Origin of the sequence: Enterobacter cloacae complex sp. P13B, from assembly GCF_014895915.1 — a bacterium.
In the GTDB taxonomy this organism is placed as follows: domain Bacteria; phylum Pseudomonadota; class Gammaproteobacteria; order Enterobacterales; family Enterobacteriaceae; genus Enterobacter; species Enterobacter bugandensis.
The window spans coordinates 10,956-26,021 of record NZ_JADBQN010000034.1 but is presented as its reverse complement, the minus strand read 5'-3'; the positions used below and the strand labels follow the sequence as shown (position 1 = coordinate 26,021).

Here is a 15,066-nt window from a genome sequence, read left to right as displayed (position 1 = left end):
ATGGAGGCGCATTATAGGGATCCCAATTTTTAGCACAAGTGTTTTTTAGATCTTTTTTTTCGACTGCTGATTTTCCGCGCTTTTCGCTGAAATCCCGCCCGATCTGCTTAAATATTGACGCATTTTGCCTTGCCTCGATCCAATAATATGATCAAGTCTTCCGTATAGCGCTCATCCTTAGAGGTAGTTATGTCTGCAGTATTACGCCCTTATAAAGATCTGTTCCCCCAAAAAGGCGATCGCGTGATGATCGATGCCACCAGCGTGGTCATTGGTGATGTCCGAATGGCCGATGACGTCAGTATCTGGCCGCTCGTCGCCATCAGGGGAGATGTAAATTATGTGTCGATCGGTGCCCGTACCAATATTCAGGACGGTAGCGTTCTGCATGTTACGCACAAATCCTCTTATAACCCGGAGGGCAATCCCCTCATCATTGGAGAAGATGTTACCGTCGGACATAAAGTGATGCTTCACGGCTGCACTATCGGTAATCGGGTGCTTGTTGGCATGGGATCGATTTTGCTGGATGGCGTGATAGTAGAAGAAGACGTAATGATTGGGGCCGGTAGCCTGGTTCCGCAGAACAAACGTCTGGAAAGTGGTTATCTCTATCTGGGAAGCCCGGTAAAACAGATCCGCCCCCTGAAGGAGGCAGAGATCGAAGGATTAAAATACTCGGCGAACAACTACGTAAAATGGAAGAATGACTATTTGGATCAGGATAACCAAACCCACCCCTGATCGTCTTCCTGCTGCTCGCGGATTAAATCGCTGGCTTCCTCTTCCAGATCCCAGCGATTTTCGCAAAAAACGGCTATCGGGTCTGTGCCGCCAAAACGATGTAACAGCGCTTCTCCATGGATGGCACAGGTAAGCTGCATACCCTGCACCAGCACCGGAAAACAGACCGCCTGCTTATGCTCATCCCAGCTCTCTCTGTCCGGGAAATGAATAGCCTGATTCACGCCGAAAGCTCCTGCTTTAGCTTTTCAATGACCGGCTCGACTGCAGGCAACACCCCGTGCCAGAGCAGTACCGCATGCGCAGCCTGCCCCACCAGCATTCCCAGCCCATCGGCTAACTGTTTCGCACCGTGTTGTTCGCACCAGTTCAGGAAGGGCGTATTCCCTTTCTGATAGAACATGTCATAGAAGTACATGTGCGCGCTGACCAGCGAAGCGGGGATTGCCGGGATCTCGCCACTGATGCCGCTGGATGTGGCATTAATGACAAGATCGAACTCACGTTCGGCAAGATCGTCAAGCGCTACCGCACTTACGCTGCCGGTATGCGCAAACAACGCCGCCAGCGCTTCTGCCCGGGAAAAAGTTCGGTTGGTAATGGTCACCGCACAGTCCAGGGAAAGCAGAGGCAACAGTACTCCCCGCGATGCGCCCCCCGCACCAATCAGCAGGACCCGGAATCCAGGTTTAATAAATGACAGTCGTTCCAGATCGCTCAGCAAACCTATTCCGTCAGTGTTGTCGCCCAGAAGACGTCCGTCCTCAAGCCGTTTTAGGGTATTTACTGCACCAGCAAGAGAAGCGCGCTCGGTCAGTTCATCAGCACGTTCGAAAGCTTCCTCTTTAAAAGGAACCGTCACATTCGCACCTTTGCCACCTGCGGCGAAAAAAGCCTCGAGCGTTGGAATAAATGCATCTACCGGTGCCAGTACGCGGCCATAGGGATGATTTATCTGCAGCTGCTCCGCAAATTGCTGATGGATCAGCGGTGACTTGCTGTGTGCGATCGGATTACCAAAAACAGCATAGGTTTCCATGAGATTACCCCTGGCGAAAACGTTCGCCGGTCAAAGCGTCGCGAATTTCAGACGGATTCAGGCGCCCTCCCGTCTCTCCAACAGCAACCGGGAAGTCATTTCCGAACTGTGCCAGCACTTCTTCAGTTGTACGACAAGGTGGCAATCCGGTCAGGTTGGCGCTGGTTGAGACCAGCGGTTTACCAAATGCCAGGCAAAGCTCAACCACCAGAGGATGATCGGTGACGCGAACGGCGAGGGAATCAAAGCGTCCGGTCAGCCAGCGCGGTGTTGTCGGCTGCGCAGGGAAAACAAAGGTCACCGGTCCTGGCCATGCGGAGAAAATAGTCTCGCGTTGCGCCGGTGTCAGCATAGAGTCATCAATGTAGGGCTTAAGCTGCTCGTAATTCGCAGCTATCAAAATCAACCCTTTCTCTACGGGTCTTTGTTTTAAGGCAAGCAGGCGGCTCACAGCCGTCTCGCTGTCAGGGTCGCAACCGACTCCAAAAACAGCTTCAGTTGGATAGGCGATGACTTTTTCATTTTTCAGTACGTCCACTGCATAAGCAATGGAGCCTGATGGCAGGTTATTATTCACTATTTTGATCCGCCGTAACCGGCTTTCCACATTGTTTGCTGGCGCAGAAGCGTTTCATACCTTGCGCCGTTTTCTTCTCGATAAGTAGCGGATAGTTGCAATGAGGGCAGACGCCCGCTACCGGTTTGAAATTGATAACGAACTGGCATTCAGGGTAGCGATCGCAGGAATGGAAGGTCTTACCATAGCGGGAACGGCGCTGTACCAGCTGACCGCGCTGACACTGAGGACACGCAATCGCCGTTTCATCAGGCTTATCAATTTGTTCCGTATGCTCACATTCCGGATAACGGCTACAGCCAATAAACATACCGAAACGGCCCTGACGTAGCGCTAGTTCACCACCACAAAGAGGACATAGCTGTCCTTCCAGAATTTTGACGATATGTCCATCCGCCTGGCTTTTCAGAGGACGGACATAATCACATTCCGGATAGTGTGAACAACCGAGAAACGGGCCGTGTTTCCCGGACCGAATAACAAGTTCAGCCCCGCACTGCGGGCAGGGCTCATTTTTATGCACCGTGAATAGTGCTGATTTGGCCATAACAACTCTTGGTGCTACACATAGAATTAATGCAGCATACCTTCATTCACTTCAAAGAGTAATTCTTCCATTTGTTGATAGGCATTTTCACAGCCCGGGATATTAAACAGAACCATCAGAATCACCCATTTCAGATCTTCCAATTCAAATTCTGCCGTATCCAGCGCCATGACACGCTCTATCACCATTTCTCTCGTTTCGAGGTTCAGCACCTGAATCTGCTCAAGGAATAAGATGAATCCCCGGCAGCTGGCGTCCAGCCTTTCACACTCTTCTGCGGTATAAATGCGTACTGACAACGGGTCAGAAGCAAGCTGCATCGGTTCGGCGAGGCCGTCCTGATAATCAGCCAGTTTTTCCAGCCACATCAACGCATTATAGATATCTTCCCGCTCAAACCCCGCATCGGTAAGATCCTGTGTCAATTTGTCCTGATCCACTCGCATTTCTGCTTCGTTATGGATGTAAGTCTCAAACAAATACATCAGTACGTCGAACATGGCATGCCCTCCTTAATCGGACATAGCCGCCGGGTACAGCTGCGATCCACCCTGCTAACTCCAGTTCGAGTAGCTGTGCTACCGTTACTGGCACAGGTTGGCCGGCACGTTCAGCGACAACGTCAACAGGTGTTACCTCATCTCCTACGTTAGCCAGGAGCTTGGGAAATGGCAATGCCACCTTTCCCTGATCTGATGAATAATGTCGCTTTTCGGGATCTTCCTGCAGACATTGCAAGCCATATTGCAAATTTTCAAGAATGTCCCGCGCTTCTGTTACCGGCGTCGCACCCTGCTTTATCAGCCAGTGTGGTCCTTCACACCCCGGGTTACCAATCGGGCCGGGTAAGGCGAAAACCTCCCTCCCCTGATCGAGCGCGCATCGTGCAGTGACCAGCGAGCCGCTTCGCACTGCCGCTTCAACGACCAATACACCCTGGCTAAGCCCGCTGATGATTCGATTACGACGCGGAAAGTTTGCCGGCCGGGGCTGCGCCGAAAGAGGGAACTCAGACACTATCGCCCCGTCAGCTTCGATAAGCCGCATAGCCAGCGCCTGATGCCGACGGGGATAAATGCTAAACAGGCCGTTCCCCAGTACGGCCACGCTACGCCCTTTTACAGACAGCGCGGCGTTGTGAGCAACACCGTCTATACCGCAGGCCAGTCCGCTGGTGATTGTGAAACCACTTTGCGAAAGTTGTTCGCACAGAATTCTCCCCCATCGTTCTCCATACCATGACGGCGCACGGCTACCCACGACCGCCAGCTGGGCAGCATTAAGCGTTTCAGGGTTACCTTTTACGAATAATGCACCGGGATAATCAGGAATTGCTCGAAGTAAAGGAGGATAAAGCGGATGGGTTGCCGTCAATAAATGATTTCCCGGCTGCTCAAGCCACACCAGACTACGCTCCAGCTCACCCTCATCTGGGGCAAAGAACCGTTCAGCCTGTTTTGCTGACAGCCCAGCGTCTCTGACAGCGGAAGCATCGATATTTTTTTGCTTGTGCAGCCGTGCAGCCGCTTCCAGCATTCCATCGCCACATAATGAACCTGTGTGTATTAGCCGTAGCCATATCTCGATAGACGTCATCCTTTCCCCCTGCCATAAGCGGCCTGCGCAATCATTGCGATTGGTCACTGATGCTGTCAATCGACCCGGGATTTGTCTAGAATAGAAGTAATATTCTTATCAACTCCTGAACACGACTCTGGAAATTTATGGCAGTTTTGCAAGTGTTACATATTCCGGACGAGCGCCTTCGCATCGTCGCTGAACCGGTTAAAGAAGTGAATGCAGAAATCCAGCGTATCGTTGATGATATGTTCGATACCATGTACGCCGAAGAAGGCATTGGCCTGGCGGCGACGCAGGTAGACATTCACAAACGTATTATCGTGATCGACGTTTCTGAAAATCGCGATGAGCGTCTGGTGCTGATCAACCCTGAATTGCTTGAGAAGAGCGGTGAAACGGGCATTGAGGAAGGTTGTCTTTCTATTCCGGAACAGCGCGCTTTGGTGCCACGTGCCGAAAAAGTGAAAATTCGCGCTTTGGATCGTGACGGTAATCCGTTCGAACTGGAAGCAGATGACCTGCTGGCAATTTGCATTCAGCATGAGATGGATCATCTGGTCGGTAAGCTGTTTATCGATTACCTCTCGCCGTTGAAACAGCAGCGTATTCGTCAAAAAGTAGAGAAACTGGATCGTTTGCGCTCTCGCGCATAACGTCCCCCCGGATACAAGGATCATCGTGTCTAAAACACTACGTATTATCTTCGCGGGAACCCCTGATTTTGCAGCGCGTCATCTTGACGCGCTGTTATCTTCTGGTCACCAGGTTGTCGGCGTCTTTACCCAGCCGGACCGTCCGGCTGGTCGCGGTAAAAAACTGATGCCGAGCCCGGTAAAGGTGCTGGCAGAAGAGCATGGGCTTCCTATTTTCCAGCCCGCATCCTTACGCCCTCAGGAAAATCAGCAGCTGGTTGCTGACCTGAACGCCGACGTAATGGTCGTGGTGGCTTACGGTTTAATTCTGCCAAAAGCGGTGCTTGATATGCCTCGTCTGGGTTGTATCAACGTGCACGGCTCCTTGCTCCCGCGCTGGCGTGGTGCGGCACCTATCCAGCGCTCCCTGTGGGCGGGGGATGCTGAAACCGGCGTCACAATCATGAAGATGGACGTAGGTTTAGACACTGGCGACATGCTGCATAAACTGGCGTGCCCTATTACTGCAGACGATACCAGCGCTACGCTGTATGACAAACTTGCAGGCCTTGGTCCGCAAGGGCTTATCGAGACGCTGCAGCAACTTGCTGATAATACAGCGAAGCCGGAAGTTCAGGATGAGGCGCTGGTGACGTATGCTGAAAAACTGAGTAAAGAAGAAGCCCGGCTCGACTGGTCCTTGTCTGCCGCTCAACTTGAACGCTGCATCCGCGCTTTTAATCCGTGGCCGATGAGCTGGATGGAGATTGATGAGCAGCCAGTGAAAGTCTGGAAAGCGTCAGTCATTAATGGCAATACGGCTGCTGAACCCGGCACGATTATCGACGCCAGCAAGAACGGTATCCAGGTTGCGACAGCAGAAGGGATCCTGAATCTTGAATCGCTGCAACCGGCCGGTAAGAAAGCCATGAGCGCTCAGGATCTATTAAATTCCCGTCGTGAATGGTTTATACCGGGTAATCGTCTTGCCTAATCCAATATATGCTTAAAGCCCGGTGTTTCCGGGCATTTTTATTTTTATAGTTATGAAAAAACAAAATCTACGCAGTATGGCGGCCAAAGCCGTTGAGCAGGTTATCGAGCAGGGCCAGTCATTGAGTAACATCCTGCCTCCCCTGCAACAAAAGGTATCTGATAAAGACAAAGCTCTGCTCCAGGAACTCTGCTTTGGTGTCCTGCGCACCCTTTCTCAGCTTGAGTGGCTCATTAATAAGCTGATGTCGCGCCCAATGACAGGCAAACAGCGCACCGTACATTATTTGATTATGGTGGGGTTTTATCAGCTTCTTCATACCCGCATTCCACCTCACGCCGCGCTGGCTGAAACGGTGGAAGGTGCCGTTGCGATTAAACGCCCTCAGTTGAAAGGGCTGATCAACGGCGTACTGCGTCAGTTCCAGCGTCAGCAGGATGAGCTACTGGCTGAATTTGCACAAAGCGAAACACGTTTTCTGCACCCGGACTGGCTGCTGAATCGCCTTAAAAAAGCGTATCCGCAGCAATGGCAAAACATTGCCGAAGCGAATAATCAACGCCCACCGATGTGGTTACGCGTCAACCGTAATCACCACACCCGTGACGCATGGCTGGCATTACTGGAAGAAACCGGAATGAGTGGATTCACGCATGCAGCCTATCCGGATGCCGTGCGTTTAGCCTCCCCTGCACCGGTACATGCTTTACCTGGTTTTGATGAAGGCTGGGTGACCGTACAGGATGCCTCGGCTCAGGGTTGCATGACCTGGCTTGAACCAGCAAACGGGGAACAGATCCTCGATCTTTGCGCCGCGCCTGGCGGAAAAACAACGCACATTCTTGAAGTGGCTCCGCAGGCCAGCGTAATGGCCGTGGATGTCGATGAGCAGCGCCTGTCACGCGTCTACGACAACCTCAAGCGTCTGGGCATGAAGGCTCAGGTTAAGCAGGGCGACGGACGCAAGCCCGCAGAATGGTGTGGTGAAACCCAGTTTGACCGCATTTTGCTGGATGCGCCCTGCTCTGCAACAGGCGTGATTCGTCGCCATCCGGATATCAAGTGGCTGCGCCGCGATCGCGATATCAAGGAACTTGCCCAACTGCAATCGGACATACTTGATGCAATCTGGCCACATCTTAAACCCGGCGGCACGCTGGTGTATGCAACCTGCTCCGTACTGCCAGAAGAAAACAGCCAGCAAATCGCGGCCTTCCTTAAACGTACCCCGGACGCAGCGCTGCGCGATACGGGAACGCCTGAATGCCCGGGTCAGCAAAACCTACCGGGCGCGGAAGAAGGCGATGGCTTCTTTTACGCTAAGCTAATCAAAGAGTGATGTTGAGAACAGGTCACGAGATATGAAAATTATCATTCTGGGCGCAGGACAAGTGGGCGGAACGCTGGCGGAAAACCTGGTTGGCGAAAACAACGACATCACAATCGTTGATACCAACGGGGATCGTCTGCGCGTTTTACAGGACAAATTTGACCTTCGCGTTGTGCAGGGCCATGGCTCACACCCGCGCGTGCTACGCGAGGCAGGCGCCGACGATGCAGACATGCTCGTTGCGGTGACCAGTTCTGACGAAACCAATATGGTGGCCTGTCAGGTGGCCTACTCGCTTTTCAACACCCCTAACCGAATCGCGCGCATCCGTTCTCCGGACTATGTCCGCGATGCTGAGAAGCTCTTTAATTCAGAAGCGGTTCCTATTGACCATCTCATCGCGCCAGAACAGCTGGTTATCGACAATATCTATCGTCTGATCGAATATCCAGGCGCGCTGCAGGTGGTGAATTTTGCCGAAGGTAAGGTCAGTCTTGCCGTCGTTAAGGCCTATTACGGCGGCCCGTTGATCGGCAATGCGCTTTCCACAATGCGTGAGCACATGCCGCATATCGATACGCGCGTCGCCGCCATTTTCCGCCACGACAGACCTATTCGTCCTCAAGGCTCCACGATTGTCGAAGCGGGGGATGAGGTCTTTTTCATTGCGGCCTCTCAGCATATTCGTGCGGTGATGAGTGAGTTGCAGCGTCTCGAAAAGCCTTATAAACGCATTATGCTGGTCGGCGGTGGCAATATCGGCGCGGGCCTGGCGCGAAGGCTGGAAAAAGACTACAGCGTGAAATTGATCGAGCGCGATCAACAGCGTGCTTCTGAGCTGGCGGAAAAACTGCAAAATACGATCGTATTTTATGGCGACGCGTCGGATCAGGAATTATTGGCTGAAGAGCATATTGATCAAGTTGATCTCTTTATTGCCGTCACCAACGATGACGAGGCGAATATTATGTCCGCCATGCTCGCCAAACGTATGGGAGCAAAGAAGGTCATGGTGCTTATCCAGCGCAAGGCGTATGTCGACCTGGTTCAGGGCAGCGTTATTGATATTGCCATTTCACCGCAGCAGGCGACCATTTCCGCTCTGCTGAGCCATGTACGTAAAGCGGACATTGTCGGCGTTTCATCTCTGCGTCGCGGGGTGGCAGAAGCCATTGAAGCAGTAGCTCATGGAGATGAAACCACGTCACGCGTTGTGGGCCGCGCCATCGACGAAATTAAGCTGCCGCCGGGCACTATTATCGGCGCCGTAGTGCGCGGGAATGACGTTATGATCGCCAATGATAATTTGCGTATTGAGCAAGGTGACCACGTAATTATGTTCCTTACCGATAAAAAATTTATTACCGACGTCGAACGTTTATTCCAGCCTAGTCCATTCTTCCTTTAATACGTCGGGGCTCTCAATAGAGCCCCGCACTTTACCCTCTTTATTTCTGTGCCTTTTATTTTCATAACGTTTAATTATCCCGAATGGCAATTGGCTAATCATTTGTTAAACTTATAGTCGTCAGCTGGCACAAGGAGAACATAATGAGTTTTATTAAAGAATTTCGCGAATTTGCGATGCGCGGGAACGTGGTTGATTTGGCAGTGGGTGTCATTATTGGTGCGGCATTCGGCAAGATTGTTTCATCATTAGTAGCGGACATCATCATGCCACCTTTAGGGCTGCTAATCGGGGGCATTGATTTCAAACAGTTCGCGTTCACGCTGCGTGAAGCCCAGGGTGATATCCCGGCAGTTGTAATGCACTACGGCGTGTTTATCCAGAACGTATTTGATTTCGTGATTGTGGCGTTTGCTATCTTTATGGCTATCAAGCTGATTAACCGGCTCAACCGTAAAAAAGAAGAGCCTGCAGCAGCGCCTGCACCAACGAAAGAAGAAGTGTTACTGAGTGAAATTCGCGATCTGTTAAAAGAGCAGAATAACCGCGTTTAATCAGCAGTTAAAAACAGGAAGGCCAGTGGTAAATAAGCGATTCGCTTGCTTGCCACTGGCCTCCCAGTTACCCCGTTTTGCATGTTTGTCTTTACGCAGATAACTCCCCCTTCCTTTTTTATTCTTTTCAACGCGCTGTCGAAAAAGCGGGTCGTGAAGTAAAGCCTCGATGGCATTATCTTTAATTTGTCCCTTCGTGTGCTGATAGCGGCTCATAATTTCTCCTGAGCATGGTTTATGACGACGGAAGTCTAGACCCGAGTAGATTAAAAATCAACATCCCCGAGTTTCTCCACTGGCTCCCTGTTCAAGGGCTTCCAGAATTGAACAATAAATACTGCTATGAGCCGTTCCGCAGCAGGCATCATTTAACCTTTGCAAAGAGCGCTGCATGGCTTGCAGTTCCAGAATACGGGCTTCAACTTCATCAAGCCGGGCTTGCACGATGCTTTTGGATTCCTGACAAGTGTGATGCTCAGGATCGATGCGGATCGATAATAACTCGCGGATCGAATCAAGCGTGAAGCCAAGCTGTCGGGCGTAGCGTATGAATCTCAGACGTTGCAGATCGTTATCGGTATAAAGCCGAAAGCCGCCTTCCGTGCGTACCTCATGATCGATCATCTGCTGCTTTTCGTAATATCGGATAGTGTCCGGCGTTACGTTCGCGAGCTTTGCAAGTTCACCGATACGGTACATCGCTACTCCTCGTTTATCTTCTTCATCAATATTTCACCGTATTCCCCATGCAGGAATTCCGTGCTCATTCCTGCCTGGCGCAGCTTGAGCTCGATCAGGGCAAGCCTGCGGCTAAGTTCTTTATGTCGAGGATCGTCCTGACGGATCCCTTTTAGCAGATCGACAAGTTCAACAGCCTCTCTGCGCTGCTCAAGCTCGGGCGGGAGGCAGCCAGCATTTTTTAGCAAACGGTATCCAGCCCGGAGTTCAGGCGCAATATGCGAATCATCTTCAAGTTCAAGAGGTTCGCCGCTCCCGGGAAGATTGTCGAAATCGCCTTTATTTTGGGCATCGCGAATATGGCGTTCTGCCCACTGGTCAAGCAACCACATCATCAGCTCCAGGGGATGAACAAAATTGATACAGGTATTGTAGAGAAGTGGGGATAATGCGGATATAAAAAAACCCGCCGAGGCGGGTTTTTTTACGTTACTGCAGATTACTCTGCAGCAGCTTCTGCTTTCTCTGAACGATCAACCAGCTCGATGTAAGCCATCGGCGCGTTGTCGCCTGCACGGAAACCACACTTCAGAATGCGAGTGTAACCACCGGCACGGCTCGCGAAACGCGGGCCCAGTTCGTTAAACAGTTTTGCCACGATCTCGTTATCACGAGTACGGGCGAATGCCAGACGACGATTAGCAACGCTGTCAGTCTTGGCAAGAGTAATCAGCGGCTCAACTACGCGACGCAGCTCTTTCGCTTTAGGCAGGGTCGTCTTGATGATTTCATGACGAACCAGTGAACCTGCCATGTTGCGGAACATAGCCTGGCGATGGCTGCTGTTGCGGTTCAGTTGACGACCACTCTTACGATGGCGCATGACCTTATCCTTCTCAGTAAAACCTTAACCTGTGATCCGGTTACTCGTCAGCAATGCTTGCCGGTGGCCAGTTTTCCAGGCGCATGCCCAGAGACAGACCACGTGAAGCCAGCACGTCTTTAATCTCGGTAAGAGATTTTTTACCCAGGTTCGGCGTTTTCAGCAACTCAACCTCGGTACGCTGTACCAGATCACCGATATAGTGGATAGCTTCTGCCTTGAGGCAGTTAGCAGAGCGGACAGTCAATTCGAGATCGTCAACAGGGCGCAGCAGGATCGGATCGAATTCTGGTTTCTCTTCTTTCACTTCTGGCTGACGTACATCACGTAAGTCAACGAAAGCTTCCAGTTGTTCTGCCAGGATGGTTGCCGCACGACGAATCGCCTCTTCAGGATCGATTGTGCCGTTGGTTTCCATTTCGATGACCAGCTTGTCCAGGTCGGTACGCTGTTCTACACGCGCTGCTTCAACATTGTAGGCAATACGCTCTACAGGGCTGTAGCATGCGTCGACCAGCAGACGGCCGATTGGGCGCTCATCTTCTTCCGAATGAATTCGGGCAGAAGCCGGCACATAACCACGACCGCGCTGAACTTTGATACGCATGCTAATAGCTGCGTTCTCATCGGTCAGGTGGCAGATCACGTGCTGCGGCTTGACGATTTCAACATCACCGTCGTGGGTGATGTCGGCTGCAGTCACAGGGCCAATGCCAGATTTATTCAGAGTAAGAATAACTTCATCTTTACCCTGAACTCTCACCGCCAGCCCTTTCAGGTTGAGCAGGATTTCAAGGATATCTTCCTGAACGCCTTCTTTGGTGCTGTACTCATGAAGTACACCATCAATCTCAACCTCGGTCACCGCGCAACCCGGCATCGATGAGAGCAGAATACGGCGCAGTGCGTTACCCAGAGTATGGCCAAAGCCACGCTCTAAAGGCTCAAGGGTCACCTTGGCGTGCGTCGAACTCACTTGCTCGATATCTACCAGGCGCGGTTTTAGAAACTCTGTCACAGAACCCTGCATTGTGTCCTCTCTTTGGTACTAAGCTTTACTTGGAGTAAAGCTCGACGATCAGGTGTTCGTTAATGTCCGCAGACAGATCAGAACGCTCAGGCTGACGCTTGAACGTACCTTCCATCTTGCCAGCATCAACTTCCAGCCAGGTTGGCTTTTCACGCTGCTCAGCCAGCTCCAGAGCGGCCTTCACGCGAGATTGCTTTTTCGCTTTCTCACGAATGCTAACAACGTCATTCGCTTTAACCTGATAAGAAGCGATGTTAACAACACGACCGTTTACCATGATTGCTTTGTGGCTAACCAGCTGACGTGATTCAGCACGAGTAGCGCCGAAGCCCATACGGTATACAACGTTGTCCAGACGACCTTCCAGCAGAGCCAGCAGGTTTTCACCTGTGTTGCCTTTCAGACGTGCTGCTTCTTTATAGTAGTTACGGAACTGACGCTCCAGCACACCGTACATACGGCGAACTTTTTGCTTTTCACGCAACTGCACACCATAGTCAGACAGACGCGGTTTACGCGCACCGTGCTGGCCAGGAGCTTGTTCAATTTTACACTTGGTATCGATCGCGCGAACGCCAGACTTAAGGAATAAGTCGGTGCCCTCACGACGGCTCAGCTTGAGCTTAGGACCCAAATATCTTGCCATTTTCTATCTCCAACTAACCTAAAAAACGAGCGTTATACGCGACGTTTTTTCGGCGGACGACAACCGTTATGAGGGATCGGAGTCACATCAGTAATATTCGTGATGCGGAAACCAGCGGCGTTCAGAGCGCGAACAGTAGATTCACGACCCGGACCCGGACCTTTAACCATAACTTCCAGATTCTTGATGCCGTATTCTTTTACGGCTTCAGCGCAACGCTCTGCTGCAACCTGAGCTGCGAACGGAGTGGATTTGCGAGAACCACGGAAACCGGAACCACCGGCTGTTGCCCAACCCAATGCGTTACCCTGACGATCAGTAATAGTAACGATGGTGTTGTTGAAAGAAGCATGGATATGAGCCACGCCGTCAGAGACTTGTTTTCTTACACGTTTACGTGCACGAACTGGTGCCTTTGCCATTATTCAATCACCCCGATTATTTCTTGATCGGTTTGCGCGGACCCTTACGGGTACGTGCGTTGGTCTTAGTACGCTGACCGCGCACTGGCAGACCACGACGATGACGCAAACCGCGATAGCAACCAAGATCCATCAGGCGCTTGATGCTCATGCTGATTTCACGGCGCAGATCACCTTCAACGACAAATTTGGCAACTTCGTCACGCAGCGTGTCGATTTGTCCTTCAGACAGCTCACTGATCTTAACATCTTCAGCGATACCCGCTGCAGCCAGGATGGCTTTAGAACGGGTCTTGCCGATGCCGTAGATCGAAGTTAATGCGATCACAGCATGTTTCTGATCAGGAATGTTAATGCCTGCTATACGGGCCACTATGCACTCCTACTATTTAATATGTACGCACCATGCTGAAAAGCCCGTTTTCAGGATACTCAAATGGAAACGTACAGACATACAAAAGATTGGCTGGCTAATCTAGCCAGCTCAACCCAACTTTGCAAGAAAAATATGCGAAATAATCAGCCTTGGCGCTGTTTATGCTTCGGCTCGGCACTGCAAATCACACGGATGACACCATCACGCTTAACGATTTTGCAGTTACGGCATAATTTCTTGACGGAAGCACGAACTTTCATTTTTACTCTCCGTAACTTCTCAGGCGACCAATTAGCGGCCGTAGCCTTTCAGGTTCGCCTTCTTCAATGCAGACTCATACTGACTGGACATCATCAGAGTTTGCACTTGAGCCATAAAGTCCATAATCACGACAACAACGATAAGCAGTGAGGTCCCACCGAAGTAGAACGGTACTTTCATTGCATCACGCATGAACTCCGGGATCAGGCAGATAAAAGTAATATAAAGCGCACCAACCAAAGTCAGGCGGGTCATTACTTTATCGATATACTTCGCCGTTTGCTCTCCCGGACGAATTCCTGGTACAAATGCACCGGACTTCTTCAGGTTATCTGCTGTTTCACGCGGGTTGAAGACCAACGCCGTGTAGAAGAAACAGAAGAAGATGATCGCAGACGCATAGAGTAACACATAAAGTGGTTGCCCAGGCTGCAAATACAGCGAAATTGTTGTCAGCCAGTTCCAACCAGTACCGCCCCCGAACCATGACGCGATGGTTGCCGGGAACAGAATAATACTGGAAGCGAAGATAGCCGGGATAACCCCCGCCATATTCACTTTCAGCGGTAAATGTGTGCTCTGTGCAGCATAGACACGACGACCCTGCTGACGCTTAGCGTAGTTCACCACAATGCGGCGTTGACCACGTTCAACGAAGACAACAAAGAACGTCACTGCAAATACTAATACTGCAACCAACAGCAACAGGAGGAAGTGCAGGTCGCCTTGACGCGCTTGCTCGATAGTATGGGCGATGGCCGGCGGGAGTCCCGCAACGATACCGGCGAAGATAATGATTGAGATACCGTTACCGATACCACGCTCAGTAATCTGTTCGCCGAGCCACATCAGGAACATCGTCCCTGTGACCAGACTAACAACAGCGGTGAAATAGAATGCAAAGCCTGGGTTTAATACCAGGCCCTGCATACCAGGCATATTCGGCAGACCGGTAGCAATACCGATCGACTGGAATATTGCCAGCACCAGAGTACCGTAACGGGTGTACTGACTAATCTTACGACGTCCAGACTCCCCTTCTTTCTTCAGCTCTGCCAGGGCCGGATGAACGACCGTCAGCAGCTGGATAATAATCGATGCCGAAATGTACGGCATAATACCCAGAGCAAAGATAGAAGCACGGCTGAGAGCACCACCAGAGAACATGTTGAACATTTCAATGATGGTGCCTCGCTGTTGCTCAAGCAGTTTGGCAAGTACAGCGGCATCGATACCAGGGATCGGAATAAAAGAGCCAATACGGAACACAATCAGCGCGCCGATAACAAACAGCAGTCTGCGTTTCAGCTCGCCAAATCCACCTTTGGCACTTTGAAAATCTAATCCCGGTTGCTTAGCCATCT

Annotated in this window: 22 protein-coding genes; 6 read left to right on the top strand and 16 right to left on the bottom strand. The window is 51.2% G+C overall.

The features are described from left to right. The first annotated feature begins 189 nt into the window (after window positions 1-189). Window positions 190-744, top strand: coding sequence for a gamma carbonic anhydrase family protein (locus IM273_RS15580; RefSeq protein WP_049138489.1), 555 nt, complete (start codon window positions 190-192; stop codon window positions 742-744). Here IM273_RS15580 and IM273_RS15575 read toward each other — a convergent pair. From IM273_RS15575 to dprA, 6 genes are read right to left on the bottom strand one after another with little or no spacing between them, the layout of a single operon-like run. Further along, window positions 720-968 carry a DUF1488 domain-containing protein gene (locus IM273_RS15575; protein WP_028014624.1) on the bottom strand — a complete coding sequence of 83 codons (249 nt, stop codon included), beginning with the start codon at window positions 966-968 and terminating at the stop codon, window positions 720-722. The genes IM273_RS15580 and IM273_RS15575 overlap by 25 nt on opposite strands. Next, window positions 965-1,783, bottom strand: a complete 819-nt coding sequence (gene aroE / locus IM273_RS15570; RefSeq protein ID WP_028014625.1) for a shikimate dehydrogenase — start codon at window positions 1,781-1,783, stop codon at window positions 965-967. Before aroE ends, IM273_RS15575 begins: the two co-directional genes overlap by 4 nt. 4 nt (window positions 1,784-1,787) lie before the next feature. Further along, entirely contained in the window at window positions 1,788-2,360 is a 573-nt protein-coding gene (tsaC, locus tag IM273_RS15565) for an L-threonylcarbamoyladenylate synthase type 1 TsaC (RefSeq protein WP_048960224.1), read from the bottom strand. Then, window positions 2,353-2,907, bottom strand: a complete 555-nt coding sequence (locus IM273_RS15560; RefSeq protein ID WP_028014627.1) for a type I DNA topoisomerase — start codon at window positions 2,905-2,907, stop codon at window positions 2,353-2,355. Before IM273_RS15560 ends, tsaC begins: the two co-directional genes overlap by 8 nt. A gap of 26 nt (window positions 2,908-2,933) precedes the next feature. Continuing rightward, the gene (gene smg / locus IM273_RS15555) at window positions 2,934-3,407 is read right to left on the bottom strand and encodes a DUF494 family protein Smg (RefSeq protein ID WP_193055560.1); all 474 of its coding nucleotides are present in this window, start codon (window positions 3,405-3,407) and stop codon (window positions 2,934-2,936) included. Then, window positions 3,379-4,503 (bottom strand): DNA-protecting protein DprA, encoded by a 1,125-nt coding sequence (dprA, locus tag IM273_RS15550; protein WP_193055559.1) that lies wholly within the window; start codon window positions 4,501-4,503, stop codon window positions 3,379-3,381. The genes smg and dprA overlap by 29 nt, the downstream gene beginning before the upstream one ends. Window positions 4,504-4,631: 128 nt before the next feature. Between dprA and def the strand changes: the two genes are divergently transcribed. The 5 genes from def to mscL all read left to right on the top strand — a co-directional run bounded on the left by def (window position 4,632) and on the right by mscL (window position 9,406). After that, window positions 4,632-5,141, top strand: coding sequence for a peptide deformylase (gene def / locus IM273_RS15545; protein WP_006812188.1), 510 nt, complete (start codon window positions 4,632-4,634; stop codon window positions 5,139-5,141). Between the two features lie 25 nt (window positions 5,142-5,166). Continuing rightward, entirely contained in the window at window positions 5,167-6,114 is a 948-nt protein-coding gene (fmt, locus tag IM273_RS15540) for a methionyl-tRNA formyltransferase (RefSeq protein ID WP_193055558.1), read from the top strand. 52 nt (window positions 6,115-6,166) lie between these two features. Beyond that, the gene (gene rsmB, locus IM273_RS15535; protein WP_193055557.1) at window positions 6,167-7,453 is read left to right on the top strand and encodes a 16S rRNA (cytosine(967)-C(5))-methyltransferase RsmB; all 1,287 of its coding nucleotides are present in this window, start codon (window positions 6,167-6,169) and stop codon (window positions 7,451-7,453) included. A 22-nt stretch (window positions 7,454-7,475) separates the two neighbouring features. Beyond that, a complete protein-coding gene (gene trkA / locus IM273_RS15530; RefSeq protein ID WP_014885463.1) occupies window positions 7,476-8,852 on the top strand; it encodes a Trk system potassium transporter TrkA in 1,377 nt (458 codons plus the stop codon). A gap of 143 nt (window positions 8,853-8,995) precedes the next feature. Next, complete coding sequence (mscL, locus tag IM273_RS15525; protein ID WP_028014631.1) at window positions 8,996-9,406, top strand: large-conductance mechanosensitive channel protein MscL; 411 nt, start codon at window positions 8,996-8,998, stop codon at window positions 9,404-9,406. On the opposite strand, the gene IM273_RS15520 is transcribed toward mscL, so the two are convergent. The 10 genes from IM273_RS15520 to secY all read right to left on the bottom strand — a co-directional run bounded on the left by IM273_RS15520 (window position 9,407) and on the right by secY (window position 15,064). Next, the gene (locus IM273_RS15520; RefSeq protein ID WP_193055556.1) at window positions 9,407-9,622 is read right to left on the bottom strand and encodes an alternative ribosome-rescue factor A; all 216 of its coding nucleotides are present in this window, start codon (window positions 9,620-9,622) and stop codon (window positions 9,407-9,409) included. Window positions 9,623-9,679: 57 nt separating this feature from the next. Then, on the bottom strand, window positions 9,680-10,105 hold the full coding sequence (gene zntR / locus IM273_RS15515) for a Zn(2+)-responsive transcriptional regulator (RefSeq protein WP_047363713.1): 426 nt from the start codon (window positions 10,103-10,105) through the stop codon (window positions 9,680-9,682). Between the two features lie 2 nt (window positions 10,106-10,107). Beyond that, entirely contained in the window at window positions 10,108-10,476 is a 369-nt protein-coding gene (locus IM273_RS15510; protein WP_045630324.1) for a DUF1992 domain-containing protein, read from the bottom strand. Window positions 10,477-10,583: 107 nt separating this feature from the next. Beyond that, window positions 10,584-10,967 carry a 50S ribosomal protein L17 gene (rplQ, locus tag IM273_RS15505; protein ID WP_001216368.1) on the bottom strand — a complete coding sequence of 128 codons (384 nt, stop codon included), beginning with the start codon at window positions 10,965-10,967 and terminating at the stop codon, window positions 10,584-10,586. 40 nt (window positions 10,968-11,007) lie between these two features. After that, the gene (rpoA, locus tag IM273_RS15500; RefSeq protein ID WP_002919219.1) at window positions 11,008-11,997 is read right to left on the bottom strand and encodes a DNA-directed RNA polymerase subunit alpha; all 990 of its coding nucleotides are present in this window, start codon (window positions 11,995-11,997) and stop codon (window positions 11,008-11,010) included. A gap of 25 nt (window positions 11,998-12,022) precedes the next feature. After that, window positions 12,023-12,643: a 30S ribosomal protein S4 gene (gene rpsD / locus IM273_RS15495; protein ID WP_004868345.1), complete on the bottom strand. Its 621-nt coding sequence runs from the start codon at window positions 12,641-12,643 to the stop codon at window positions 12,023-12,025. A 32-nt stretch (window positions 12,644-12,675) separates the two neighbouring features. Further along, window positions 12,676-13,065, bottom strand: a complete 390-nt coding sequence (gene rpsK / locus IM273_RS15490; protein WP_003863312.1) for a 30S ribosomal protein S11 — start codon at window positions 13,063-13,065, stop codon at window positions 12,676-12,678. 16 nt (window positions 13,066-13,081) lie between these two features. Next, window positions 13,082-13,438, bottom strand: coding sequence for a 30S ribosomal protein S13 (rpsM, locus tag IM273_RS15485; protein ID WP_013099021.1), 357 nt, complete (start codon window positions 13,436-13,438; stop codon window positions 13,082-13,084). A gap of 146 nt (window positions 13,439-13,584) precedes the next feature. Next, entirely contained in the window at window positions 13,585-13,701 is a 117-nt protein-coding gene (gene rpmJ, locus IM273_RS15480; protein WP_000868187.1) for a 50S ribosomal protein L36, read from the bottom strand. Between the two features lie 31 nt (window positions 13,702-13,732). Further along, window positions 13,733-15,064 carry a preprotein translocase subunit SecY gene (gene secY, locus IM273_RS15475; protein ID WP_003863305.1) on the bottom strand — a complete coding sequence of 444 codons (1,332 nt, stop codon included), beginning with the start codon at window positions 15,062-15,064 and terminating at the stop codon, window positions 13,733-13,735. Window positions 15,065-15,066: the final 2 nt, after the last annotated feature.